This window comes from Streptomyces sp. 3N207 (assembly GCF_052246355.1).
GTDB lineage: Bacteria > Actinomycetota > Actinomycetes > Streptomycetales > Streptomycetaceae > Streptomyces.
In genome coordinates this window covers 174600-186813 of the sequence record NZ_JBQQBV010000015.1, presented here as the reverse complement: position 1 = coordinate 186813, position 12214 = coordinate 174600, and the positions used below count along the sequence as shown (strand labels likewise).

The window sequence follows — 12214 nt, the reverse complement described above, 5'->3', positions numbered from 1 at the left end:
CGGAGATCCCTCACGTCAATGGCTTCCGCGGTTGCGGAAGGGGGGTTCTAGGGGGGCGAAGCCCACCTGGCGGGGGGCCGTTGGGGGGCGGAGCCCCCCGACACGACCTGTCGGCGGCAGCCGAAAACGAAAGGAGGCGTGCCCCCACAAAAGCACCGGCAGGCAGCCGAAAACGCAAGGAGGCGTGCCCTCACAAGCGACGGCCCTCACGTGGGTGCCCCCACACGCGACGGGGCCCTCACGGGGTGCCCCACAAGCGAGGTCAGCCCGGAAGGGCAGCCTGCAGGAAGGGCTCCACGACGCGCCGCCAATCCTCCGGCTGGTCGTAATGGATCAGATGCCCCGCCTCGGTCACCTCCGCATAAATGCCCCGCGGCAACACCCGCACCATCTCCTGCGCCTCGGCGCGGCCCAACTCACCGTCGAGACCGCGGACCACGAGGGTGGGGCAGCGCACTTGGGCGAGCTCGTCCCAGTGCGCGTCGTGCACCCATGTCTCACGGACCCGCATCATCACCTCCGGCGAGAACACCGGCCGCCAGCCGTCCTCCCCCTCGCTCATCACTTCGGCGAAGAACTCACCCCGGGAGGGACGGGAACGCTCCAGCGAGGGATCGTCCTCGCCGAACCATCTGCGTACGTCGGCGAGGGTCGCAAAAGGGGCGGGCCAGGACTTGAACCACTCCTCCCACTCGCGCTGCGACTGCTCGCCGAGCGCCGAGGCCCGCATATCGCTGATCACCAGTGCCTGGACGAGATCGGGGCGCTTGGCGGCGAGTTGCCAGGCGGTCAGCGCGCCCATGGCATGGCCGACGAGCGCGACCGGGGCCAGGTCGAGCTGTTCGAGCGCGGCCTCCGCGTCGCCGACGTACGCATCCCGGTCGTAGCGGCCCTCGCTCGGTTTGTCGCTGCGGCCGTGGCCCCGCTGGTCGAGGGCAACGGCGCGATAGCGGTCCGTGAGCCAACGGGCCGTGCTCGCCCAGTGCGCGGCGCGGCCCATGAGTCCGTGCAGTAAAAGCACGCCCGGCGGATTGCGGCGCGGCGTCTCGGCGTCCTGCCCTGCGCCGGGTGCCTTGCGCCTCCCGCCTGCCGCTCCGGCACCGGTCACGCCCGGCGCGGCGGCGCCGGCCAGGGCCTCGGGGCCGGCCTTGGGCGGGTCGGCGAACTCCCATGCCGCCAGCCGGATTCCGTCCGCCCCCGTCACATCGATCCGTCGCACCATGCGTCGTGACACCCCCACTCCTGTGACCGCCGCGTCAGACTATCGAACCTTTATTCGAACAGCCGGGCCTCACGGCGAATACCCCACGTTCGAGTGACACGCCTGCGGGGTTGCCCGTCGTCCCCCGGGGGAGACAGGAACCGGGAGGGCGGCAGACCCTGAGAGCTCGGGGCTCCGGGTCGCCGCGGGGGGACATGGGGAGGCGGGGCTCCGGCGGCCGAAGGCACCGGAGCCCCGGCTGCTCACCCGGCCCGCGCGGGGCGACGCGGGGCCTGTGGAACACGGCATCGATGGCTCCCCTTCCCCCAGCGACAGCGTCGCACGGCACGCACACAGCCGCTCGTGTTCGGGCAACTCTGGTACGACCGGAAGAATTTGGGAAGACGCCCACCCGCGGGGGCGCGTCCCGGTACGCCGGAGCGCACCTTGCACAACCCGGCCTCGGGCAGGCGCCCCTCTCTTGCGCCCCGACCACCACGTGCCGACCGGGGAAACCCGCCGTGAGGGGCGCGCGAAGTGTCCGGGTGCGGGCGCGTCGTGGTCGCTCGCACCTGCCCCGAAGTCGGTGAAGCGCCCGCGAGAGGCACAGACAGCAGGGGCCCCGCGCCCCTTCGGGGCGCGCTCCCCCACGTCGGCTCCCCCACGTCGTCGGCTGCGCCCGCCGCAGGCCTCAGCGCTTGGCGACGAAGACGTGCGCGGCGATCTCGGTGTCCAGCTCGGCGGCCTCGCCGCTGCTGCCCACCTGGACGCCGCCCGCGGAGCCGGCGTTGACGCTGACGACCGCGCCCGGCTGCACACCGGCACGCCGCAGCGTGTACATCAGTTGGGCGTCCATCTGGATCGGCTCGCCGATCCTGCGGACCACGACCGTCTTGCCGTCGCCGCCGGTCTCCACGTCGTTGAGGCTGACCAGTCCGTCGTCCAGGAACGGGTCGGCCTCCGCCTTCTCGCCCAGCTCCTCCAGACCCGGGATCGGGTTGCCGTAGGGAGACTCGGTGGGGTGCCGCAGCAGGTCCAGCACGCGGCGCTCGACCGCCTCGCTCATCACGTGCTCCCAGCGGCACGCCTCCGCGTGCACCTGCTCCCACTCCAGGCCGATCACGTCGACCAGCAGACACTCGGCCAGCCGGTGCTTGCGCATCACGCGCGTGGCCAGCTGCCTGCCCTCCTGCGTCAGCTCCAGATGGCGGTCCCCGGCGACCGTCACCAGCCCGTCCCGCTCCATCCGGGCCACGGTCTGGCTGACCGTCGGACCGCTCTGGTCCAGGCGCTCGGCGATGCGGGCACGCATCGGGACCACACCTTCCTCCTCAAGCTCCAGGATGGTGCGGAGATACATCTCCGTGGTGTCGATGAGTCCTGACATTGCGTAGCCCCTAGTCAGCTCGTGCGGTGGCCCTCAAGCAATTCTGACGCATCCCACGGACAACCGCGCCGTCCCGACCGCGAACCGGCGCCGATGACGGGCGCCTGCCGGTTGACAGAGGAAAGGTCCAGACCTCAACGTGAGCGCCGTACTACGGAACGCACAGGAGCGGGACCGGGGCGGATCCGGCCGCGGCGACGACGGACGCGAAGGGCGCGCAATGGGCGAGCAGGCCGGGGGAAATGCCGAGGAGAAGGCCGAAAAGGCGGAGGGGACGCCGGCCGGGGACTTCTTCGACGCGGCCGTCGCGCTGCTGAAGGAGGTCAGGGACGGCGAGGCGGCGGCGATCGAGGCGGCGGGCAAGCTGCTGGCCGACACCGTCGTCGAGGGCGGCCGGATCTTCGCCTTCGGCGCGGGGCACTCCTCCCTCCCGGCCCAGGACACCGTCTACCGCGCGGGCGGGCTCGCGGTGATGAACCTCCTCAACATCCCCGGCGCCGTCGGCGTCGATGTCCGCCCCGCGACGCTCGGCAGCGCACTGGAGCGGGTCTCGGGACTGGCGGCGGCGGCGCTCGACTCCAGCCCGGCGCGCGCGGGCGATGTGCTGATCGTCATCTCCCTCTCGGGCCGCAACGCGCTCCCCGTTGAGCTGGCCCTCAACGCCCGGGCTCTCAGCCTCAAGGTCGTCGGGGTCACCTCGGTCGCGTACGCGGCACAGACCCGCTCCCGGCACACCACCGGGACCTTCCTCAAGGACCACTGCGACATCGTCGTCGACAGCCGTATCGCCCTCGGCGACGCCGAACTGACCGCCGAGGGCGTCGGAGCACCGTTCGCGCCCGCCTCCACGGTGGTGACCAGCGCGGTGATGCAGGCGATCGTCGCCACCGCCACGAGCGAGCTGGTCCGCCGGGGCGTCGAGCCGCCCATGCTGCGCTCGGGGAACGTGGACGGCGGGCACGACTGGAACGCGCGCGTGATGGACGAGTACGCGGACCGGATCTTCTACCGCTGACCCGTACGGATCTTCCATGGCCGGGCCCGTAAAACCCCGCTACGGCTGTCCCTTGCCCAGCACGCCCGCCAGATCGGCCGCCGCCGCGACCTGGGCGGCGATCTGCTCCGCGTAGTCCGCGTCCTCCCGGTCGAAGGGGCGGCGGCCCGCGTCCCGGAGGAAGGTGACGACGCCGAGCGAACGGCCCCGGCAGCGCAGCACCGTGCACAGCCCGTGCACAGTGCCCTGCGGCCACTTGCGGGCCCGCGCCCACTCCGTGGCGTCCGGCCCTCGCTGCTCGCCGCTGCTGGCCCGTACGGAGGTGCAGCGCTGATACGCCTGGAGCGCCGGATGGCCCTCCGGGTAGGCCACGGGGATACCGCTGGCGGTGCCCGGCTCGATGAACGGCGGCCGGCCGCGTTCGACCGCGGGGGCCAGCGCGGCCCGCACCAGCCGCGGGTCGCTGGGCGGCAGCGCGTCCAGCGAGGCGTCCCGCGTACGCGACGGCTCGGGCCCAGGCTCGGCGGCCAGGTCCAGCAGCGCGTGGTCGGCGAACCCGGCCAGCGCGAACTCCAGGTGGAGGCAGGCGGACTCCATCGGGTCCGCGCACTCCGCGGCGGCGCGTGCCGCGCGGTGCAGCTGACCGGCGCGGAAGCGCAGCCTGGCCGCCTCCCGCTCGGCCTGCTTCTCCGCCGTGACGTCCTGGAAGAGCCAGGCGACGCCCAGCGGCACGGGCTCCTCGGCCAGCGGTGAGGCCAGCCGCAGGAAGCCGCTGCGCCAGCAGCGGCGGCGCGCCGAGTCCGTGGTGTCGGCGGCGGCCTCGGCCCCGTCGGCATCCGCGTCCGCGCGGTCCGCTCCCGCCCGGTCGGCGCCGCTCCGACCTGCGTCGGCGCCGTTCCGGCCCGCGTCGGCACCGTTCCGGCCCGCATTCGTACGGTCGCCCTGCCGGCGCAGCGTCACCCAGAGCTCGGCGGGCGCGGGCGGCGCTCCCTCGCCCAGTACGTGCTGAAGCGCGCCCTCCAACTCCTCCATGCCCTGCTCCAGCAGTTCGCCCAGCGGGCGGCCGAGCATGGTGGCGCGGGCGGGGACGCGGAAGGCCCGTGCCGCGTACGCGTTGGTGACGGTGGGCCGCAGATCGGCGTCGACCAGGACGACGCCCCAGGAGGCGTCCTCCAGCAGCGCCTCGCTCAGCGCGATGCAGCGCTCCAGGTCGATCTGTGCGTGCACCTCGCTGAACGCGCAGTAGACGCCCTTGGGACGGCCGTCGGCGCTGCTGACCCCCGAAGACTGGATGCGCACCAGCACCCGCCCGCCGTCCTTGGTCAGCAGTGCGAACTCGTGGACCTGGCGGCCGGGCGAACGCATGGCGTCGAACAGCCGGCCCTCGACCTCTTCCGCGTCGGCAGGGCGCACCGCCCAGCCCGCCAGCCCCTTGCGGCCGACGGCCTCCTCCTGCGTCCAGCCCAGCATCCGCTCGGCCTCGCGGTTCCAGTGGGTGACCACACCGTCGGCGTCGAAGGCGCACAACGCGGCGTCCATGCCGTCGAGCAGCGCGGCCAGCAGGAGTTCGTCGTCAGGCCCGCCGTCACCGTCCGAGGACGACGCGGAGTGAGTCTCGGATCGAGCCGCCACCTCGGCACCCCCTTGTTGCTGCGCCCGTCTTGGCCGTGCCCGTCGCTCAGCGCCACGACCTGTGTACGGATCATTCAACTCGAACGTGACACACCCCACAGCGAGTTCCCCGAAATCGTTGTCGCCCCGAAATTCGTTTGCCGCCCCCGAGGGCGGTGCTTACGGTGTGGAGCACACAGGAAGGGAGGTGATCCGGCTGATGATCAATCACCGGACGTGTGAGGTGGCTGCGGCCTGAGGCCGACGCCACTAGCGTGACGCCGGTTCGCCGGCCAATCCACAGCAGTCACCCGGCCCGTGGGCTCGTCGGACTCGTCCGACCGACGCCGTCCGCCTTTGGCGGAGGGAGTCGCCCACGGGCCGTTCTGTTGGGTTGCTCTTTGTTTCCGGGCTGCGGGTGCTTTGTGGTTGCTGGGGGCACCTCCCGGCCGGAGGCTGGGGGAGCAGTTCCCCGCGCCCCTGACGGGGCGCGTCTCCCCCTACGGGCAGAGGCGCTCGATCTCCCAGCCACCGCTTTCCGTACGGCGGTAGCGCAGCCGGTCGTGCAGCCGGTTCTCGCGGCCCTGCCAGAATTCGACCGTTTCCGGGCGCACCCGGTAGCCGCCCCACTGGGCCGGTGCCGGAACGTCCTCCCCCTCCGGGTAGCGCTCCGCCAGCTGTGCGTACAGCCGGTCCAGCTCCTCCCGGGAGGCCACCCGCGAGGACTGCTCGCTCGCCCAGGCGCCGAGCTGCGAGCCGTGCGGGCGGGTGCGGAAGTAGGCGGCCGTCTCGTCGCGCCCGGTGCGTTCCGCGGTGCCGGAGATGATCACCTGGCGGGCGATGCCGTGCCAGGGGAAGAGCAGCGAGACGTACGGGTTCGCCTCGATCTCCCGGCCCTTGCGGGAGCCGTAATTGGTGAAGAAGACGAAGCCGCGCTCGTCGTAGCGCTTGAGCAGGACGGTGCGGGAGCTGGGACGGCCACGCTCGTCGGCGGTGGAGCACACCATGGCGTTGGGTTCGTGCAGCCCGCTGGCGGTCGCCTGGGCGAACCAGAGCGCGAACTGGGCGAAGGGGTCGGGGGCCAGCTCGCTCTCGCCGAGCCCTTCGTCCCGGTAGTGGGCCCGCATCGCGGCGGGGTCGAGGGTGGTCGAGGCCGTGGTGTCGGTGGCGTCGGTGGCAGCAGCGTCGTCAACGTCATCAGCGTGAGGCACGCCGCTATCTTGCAGCATCCGTCCCCGTCGCGGTCGGACAGTCTGCCCGGTGGACACCCTCCGCACACCTGAGGGCCCGGAATCGGCGGCTGTGCCTCATCTCACCCTCCCGCGCAGGTGCTGGAACCGCCAGAATCCTGCCCCGAGAGCTGTGGCAGCCGTACACCAAGAGCTATCGTTGCCGCTCCGCCCGACAGCGTGCTCCAGGCCACAGGCAGCGGAGCGTGACCACCGACCGGGGCGGGCATGACCGAGGTGACGGCCCGGTCCGTGAGCCGCGAGAAGCCGGCAGCGGAACCGTTCGCCGCGCTCACACCGCATGCGCAGCATGCACCGCAGACCACGCTGCCCCGCGCAGCCCACGCCAGCAGGTCGTTCCGCCGTCAGCACAGCCCTGACGACGCTTTACGAGGGAGCCGCCAGATGTCCGACTTCGTACCCGGACTCGAGGGAGTCGTCGCGTTCGAGACGGAGATCGCCGAACCCGACAAGGAAGGCGGCTCGCTCCGCTACCGCGGCGTGGACATCGAGGACCTGGTCGGCCAGGTGTCGTTCGGCAGCGTATGGGGGCTGCTCGTCGACGGCGGCTTCAACCCCGGCCTGCCGCCCGCCGAACCGTTCCCCATCCCGGTGCACTCCGGGGACATCCGGGTGGACGTCCAGTCGGCGCTCGCCATGCTGGCTCCCGTCTGGGGCCTCAAACCCCTGCTCGACATCGACGAGCGCACCGCCCGTGACGACCTGGCGCGCGCCGCCGTCATGGCCCTGTCGTACGTCGCGCAGTCCGCACGCGGCCAGGGGCTGCCGATGGTGCCGCAGAAGGAGATCGACAAGGCCGACACCGTGGTCGAGCGCTTCATGCGCCGCTGGCGCGGCGAGCCCGACCCCAAGCACGTGGCCGCCGTCGACGCCTACTGGACCTCCGCGGCCGAACACGGCATGAACGCCTCCACCTTCACGGCCCGCGTCATCGCCTCCACCGGCGCGGACGTCGCGGCGGCGCTCTCCGGCGCGGTCGGCGCCATGTCCGGCCCGCTGCACGGCGGTGCACCCTCCCGGGTCCTCGGCATGATCGAGGAGATCGAGCGCACCGGCGACGCGGACGCGTACGTGAAGCGCCAGCTGGACCGCGGAGAGCGACTGATGGGCTTCGGGCACCGCGTCTACCGCGCCGAGGACCCGCGCGCCCGCGTTCTGCGGCGTACGGCCAAGGAGCTGGGCGCCCCCCGCTACGAGGTCGCCCTGGCGCTGGAGAAGGCCGCCCTCGCCGAGCTGCGCGCCCGCCGTCCCGACCGGGTGCTGGAGACCAACGTCGAGTTCTGGGCCGCCATCGTGCTGGACTTCGCCGAGGTCCCGGCCCACATGTTCACCTCGATGTTCACCTGCGCCCGGACCGCCGGCTGGTCGGCGCACATCCTGGAGCAGAAGCGCACCAGCCGCCTCGTCCGCCCCTCGGCCCGCTATGTGGGCCCCGGCCCGCGCAACCCCCGCGAGGTGGACGGCTACACGGGCTGACCAGAGGCGCGCCGTCAGGGGCAGCCTTTTGGCCAGAACAAACGGGAGGGCGGGGCAAGATCGACCCCGCCCCCTTCGCGGGCTCAGCGCCAGGAGCGCCCGGCGAACGCGATGAACTCTGCCCACCGACCGGTCGGTACGGAGAGGATGGGGCCGCGCTGGTCCTTGGAGTCGCGGACGTGAACGGTGGCGACGGTGTGGGCCACCTCTACACAGTCGCCGCCCTCCGGGCCGCTGTAGCTGCTCTTGAACCACGACAGCTCATCGAGCCGGGCTGCCTGCTGCTCACTTCTCATTGTTCCCCTGCCAAATGCCGGATGAAGGCGGCTGATTCCTCGACGTTCAGGGCTTGTGACCGCAGCTTGCCATACCTGAGTGCGAATTCACTCACGTGCCTGGAATCACTGACGACGTGGCCGATTCCCTGCGATTCGAAGTAGCCGTACCGCTGGTGCTCCGAAGTCTCCACCAGCACCATCGCGCCGTGAAGACCAGGATGGAAGCCGACCCCGAACGGCATGACTTGAATGGCGACGTTACGGAGCTTGCCCTGGGCAAGCAGATGACGGTACTGCTCCTTCATCGTGCCCGGCCCGCCCAACTCCTGGCGGAGCGCCGCCTCTCCGATCACGAAGGAGAAGTCCACCAGTGGGCTCTTGGTGAGGAGCTTCTGCCTGTTCAGCCGCGCATCGACGCTGTCTTCGATGGCGTCCTCGTCGAGCATCGGAACGTGTCCCTCGAACAGCGCCCGTGCGTACTTCTCCGTCTGCAACAAGCCGGGGATCAGCAGCGGGTCGTATCCGAACCGACTGACCGCATCCATCTCGATCAGTACGAAGTCCCGGAAGAACGCGGGCAGCTTGGCGAAGTCCACCTCCTCCTGGAGGGTGGACAGGACGTCGCCCGCGTCCAAGACCCGCTCCGCGGCCTCCGTGAAGGGGGCCTTCGCGGGGCGGCGGCCCTGCTCGACGGAGGCGACCTGTTCCGCCGAGTAGCCGAGGAGCGGGGCAAGCGCTTCCTGCGAATACCCCGCCGCAAGGCGGAACTTGCGCAGCAACTTGCCGTAGCCGACCCAGATGCCGGGGCGGTCGTCCTCGCGTTTGCGCTGGTGGGCGGTGTCCGCCGTACGGGGGGAGGGGACGGCGCGGCCGTCCTTCTTGCGATCGGTCGGTTGGTTTCCGTTCGCGCTGGTCATACGCTTCACGTCCTTGTGCGCCCTCAACGGGTCTCTGCGCCAACGCCGTTCGCCGTGGCGTGGTCACGGCGTGCGGCCCGTACATCCCCGCGCAGGAGGCGTACTCCGCCGTACCCGTGGCCGGGGAACGCGCTCCTGACCTGGCCACGGTATGCGCGTAGCGCGACCGTCACGCTATGAATCCGCAAACGCAGGAAATTCGCCAACCCGAGCCACCCCAGGCGCCGGTGGCCACGTTCACCGTGCAGCTCAGTTCCACCCGGCGCGGGGCACGGCTCGCGCGACTGCTCGCGACGCAATGGCTGGAGGAGCACGGGGTGCCGTTCGGGAGTACGGCGTCCCATACGGCGGCGCTGATCGTGGCGGAGCTCGCGGCGAACGCCGTACGGCACTGCGGCAACATCGGCCGCGACTTCCGGCTGTGCCTGACGTTGAGCGAGCCGACGCCCGGGAGGCGGCTGCGGGTGGAGGTCACCGACGCACGGGCGGACAAGCCCCTGCCGCCGGGATCGCCCCCGCCGTCGGGCACCGAAGAGGAGTCCGGCCGCGGGCTGGTGCTGGTGGACGCCCTGGCCGACCGCTGGGGAAACCGGGTGAACGACCGGATCACCAAGACGCTTTGGGCGGAGCTGGATCTCCCCTTGTGAACGGCGGACCTCCGACAGCCTTTAAGCAGAACCGTCCTCAATGGGAGCGGCGAAGCAGGCAAGGGCATGGCCGTCCTCGGCCGCCGTCTTGAGAATCCGTACCAGGTCCTTACGGGTGTCGCCGCCCTTCTTCGTGAAGGACTCCACTTTCACGTGCAGCGAGGTGTTCTCGTCCTCGTCCTTGGCCTTGGTGCAGGACAGGGCGGCGGCAGCGACGCTCCGGGTGGCCCAGCTCTTCTTGAAGCCGGGGATTTCCTTCCCCGTCCCTTGCCACGGCTTCGGGCCGTCCAGGGAGCGGGTGGCGTTCAACTGCGCCAGGGACACCGTCAACGCGCGCTTCCCGTCCGCATTGATGCGGCACAGCGCGCTGTATTCGCCCTTCTTGCGGGACACCTTCTGCCACCCGCCGACGTAGTGGGACTTGGGGATCACGCGGTCCAGCACCGAGTTGGACAGACCCGTGAGCACGGTGTGACAGGTGTCCCCGGACACCTCCGTGAACTTCTTCGGCTCCTTGCGCTCCATCAGGGCCCCACCCACCGCCCCCACCGCGACGAGCGCCATGGCGACGACGAAGAGCAGGGTGTAGCGGACCCACCGGGTGGGACGAGGATGAGCGGTCATGCCTACTGTTCTTTCACCTTGTCGAGGAAGCTGAGGAACGGACCACTCCGCCGAGAGACTGACGGAGCTCCAGCGCGGGCGCGGGCTGTCCGCTGATGACCGACTGCGGGAGCAGGCCGCGCGGATGGTGCTGCCGGCCCGTCAGCGGACTTCCATCGGCGGCAGCGTCTCCGCGTCCGGGGAGGTGCCCTGGGCCGGGATGCGGGGGTCTTCGGCGAGGGAGTCGACTATGGCGTCGCCTGCTGCGGTCTCCACGGGGCGGAGGAGGCCGATGGCGACGTACAGCACGAGTGAAGTCAGCAGCGGGAGGCCCACCGTCATCGGTTCGGTGGCGTCGTCGACGCCCCAGTAGAGGATGGACCAGACGGTGATGCCGCCGGCCCAGGAGGCGATCGCGGCGAGGGAGCCGTGGCGTTTGAACCAGGGGAGGAGGCCGAGCATCAGGGGGATGGAGATGGGGCCCATGGTGGCGGCGACGATGCTGACGACGACCGTCATGATGAAGCCGTCGGGGTCGGAGAAGAGGGCGAAGCCCATGCTGAAGGTGACGAAGGCGACGGTGGTGATGCGGGCGAAGAGGAGTTGGCCCCGCTCGCCGAGGGTGCGTACCCGGCGCACCAGCACCGGGGCCAGGTCGCGGGTGATGACCGCAGTGATGACGTTGGAGTCGGAGGCGACCATGGCCATGGTGTGGGAGAAGAACCCGGCCATCAGCAGTCCGATCATGCCGGTCGGCAGGAGTTCCTGGGCGAGCCGGATGTAGGACTCCTCGCCGTTCGCGATGTCCGGCACGATCAGCGGTGCGGCGATCATCGGGAGGAAGAGGACCAACGGCCAGACCAGCCACAGCGCGCTGGACAGCAGCGCGGACTTCTTCGCCCGGGAGCCGGAGGGCGCGGCCATGTAGCGCTGGGCGAGGTTCCACATGCCGCCGTTGTACTCAAAGGTTTTGACGAGGAGGAACGCGAGGATCAGGGTCGTGGTGACCGGGCCCGCCACCGGGTCGGAGTGTCCGGCCGGCAGATCGCCCCACATGGTCCACAGCGTTGAGACGCCGTCCAGGTGTGCCATGACGGCCACCAGCATGGCTATGCCCGCCACGAACTGGATGACGAACTGGCCGAAGTCGGTGAGGACGTCGGCCCACAGCCCGCCGAAGGCCATATAGATCATGGTGCAGACGCCGGTGAGGGTGATGCCCCAGGCGAGCGGTATGTCGGCGAATCCCTGCAACAGCACGGCGATGGCGACCCACTTGGCCGCGATGTCGACGACCTTGAGCGCGGCGCCGCTGTAGGCGAGCACCTGCTGGGTGGGCAGGTTGTAGCGGACGGCCAGATATTCCAGCGGCGAGTTGACGCCGTGTTTGGCACGGAGCCGGTTCCAGCGGGGCGCGAAGAGGAAGGCGCCGATGCCGACGCCGATCCCGATGGTCAGCGGCCACCAGAAGTAGACGGTGACGCCGTAGTCGTAGGCGACGGCGGCGAAGGTGACGAACATGATGGCGCTGTAGCCGGACATGTGGTGCGAGATCCCCGACAGCCACCAGGGGATACGGCCGCGTGCGGTGAAGAAGTCCGCGACGTTGTCGATCCGGCGGGTCGCGTACAGGCCGATCGCCAGCATCACGAAGAAGTAAGCGCCGACAACTCCCCAGTCCAGTCCGGACATGGCGGCTCCCTGGTTCGGTTCGCTCAATCAATTCATGTAGATGAACACGTGCCAGATCGCTGAACGAGCGTCACCCTAGAAGTGGCCTATAGGAGCGTCAAGACTGCGGACAGGGCCGGAACACACAGCAGAGCCCCGCCGGTTCACATCCATGTCGA

General features: G+C 70.5%; 11 protein-coding genes. 3 read left to right on the top strand and 8 right to left on the bottom strand.

Annotated elements, in window-relative coordinates:
- Positions 1-262: 262 nt before the first annotated feature.
- On the bottom strand, positions 263-1222 hold the full coding sequence (locus ACTWP9_RS23655) for an alpha/beta fold hydrolase (RefSeq protein ID WP_443248248.1): 960 nt from the start codon (positions 1220-1222) through the stop codon (positions 263-265).
- Positions 1223-1892: 670 nt separating this feature from the next.
- Positions 1893-2588, bottom strand: coding sequence for a metal-dependent transcriptional regulator (locus ACTWP9_RS23650; RefSeq protein WP_443248247.1), 696 nt, complete (start codon positions 2586-2588; stop codon positions 1893-1895).
- A 220-nt stretch (positions 2589-2808) separates the two neighbouring features.
- On the opposite strand from ACTWP9_RS23650, the gene ACTWP9_RS23645 reads away from it, so the two are divergent.
- The gene (locus tag ACTWP9_RS23645; protein WP_443248261.1) at positions 2809-3603 is read left to right on the top strand and encodes an SIS domain-containing protein; all 795 of its coding nucleotides are present in this window, start codon (positions 2809-2811) and stop codon (positions 3601-3603) included.
- 39 nt (positions 3604-3642) lie between these two features.
- Here ACTWP9_RS23645 and ACTWP9_RS23640 read toward each other — a convergent pair whose 3' ends face one another.
- Together ACTWP9_RS23640 and pdxH are read right to left on the bottom strand one after the other, a co-directional pair.
- Positions 3643-5214, bottom strand: coding sequence for a PAS domain-containing protein (locus tag ACTWP9_RS23640; RefSeq protein ID WP_443248246.1), 1572 nt, complete (start codon positions 5212-5214; stop codon positions 3643-3645).
- A 479-nt stretch (positions 5215-5693) separates the two neighbouring features.
- A complete protein-coding gene (gene pdxH / locus ACTWP9_RS23635; protein ID WP_443248260.1) occupies positions 5694-6320 on the bottom strand; it encodes a pyridoxamine 5'-phosphate oxidase in 627 nt (208 codons plus the stop codon).
- 507 nt (positions 6321-6827) lie between these two features.
- Between pdxH and ACTWP9_RS23630 the strand changes: the two genes are divergently transcribed.
- The gene (locus ACTWP9_RS23630) at positions 6828-7919 is read left to right on the top strand and encodes a citrate synthase 2 (RefSeq protein ID WP_443248245.1); all 1092 of its coding nucleotides are present in this window, start codon (positions 6828-6830) and stop codon (positions 7917-7919) included.
- An 83-nt stretch (positions 7920-8002) separates the two neighbouring features.
- Here ACTWP9_RS23630 and ACTWP9_RS23625 read toward each other — a convergent pair whose 3' ends face one another.
- Both ACTWP9_RS23625 and ACTWP9_RS23620 read right to left on the bottom strand, forming a co-directional pair.
- Positions 8003-8215 (bottom strand): DUF397 domain-containing protein, encoded by a 213-nt coding sequence (locus ACTWP9_RS23625; protein ID WP_443248244.1) that lies wholly within the window; start codon positions 8213-8215, stop codon positions 8003-8005.
- Positions 8212-9114 carry a helix-turn-helix domain-containing protein gene (locus ACTWP9_RS23620; RefSeq protein ID WP_443248243.1) on the bottom strand — a complete coding sequence of 301 codons (903 nt, stop codon included), beginning with the start codon at positions 9112-9114 and terminating at the stop codon, positions 8212-8214. The genes ACTWP9_RS23625 and ACTWP9_RS23620 overlap by 4 nt, the downstream gene beginning before the upstream one ends.
- A 176-nt stretch (positions 9115-9290) precedes the next feature.
- Between ACTWP9_RS23620 and ACTWP9_RS23615 the strand changes: the two genes are divergently transcribed.
- Positions 9291-9761, top strand: a complete 471-nt coding sequence (locus tag ACTWP9_RS23615) for an ATP-binding protein (RefSeq protein ID WP_443248242.1) — start codon at positions 9291-9293, stop codon at positions 9759-9761.
- Positions 9762-9782: 21 nt separating this feature from the next.
- Here the strand turns inward: ACTWP9_RS23615 and ACTWP9_RS23610 are convergent, their stop codons facing one another.
- A complete protein-coding gene (locus ACTWP9_RS23610) occupies positions 9783-10385 on the bottom strand; it encodes a hypothetical protein (RefSeq protein ID WP_443248241.1) in 603 nt (200 codons plus the stop codon).
- Between the two features lie 141 nt (positions 10386-10526).
- Positions 10527-12056 (bottom strand): sodium:solute symporter family protein, encoded by a 1530-nt coding sequence (locus tag ACTWP9_RS23605; protein ID WP_443248240.1) that lies wholly within the window; start codon positions 12054-12056, stop codon positions 10527-10529.
- Between the last annotated feature and the right edge of the window lie 158 nt (positions 12057-12214).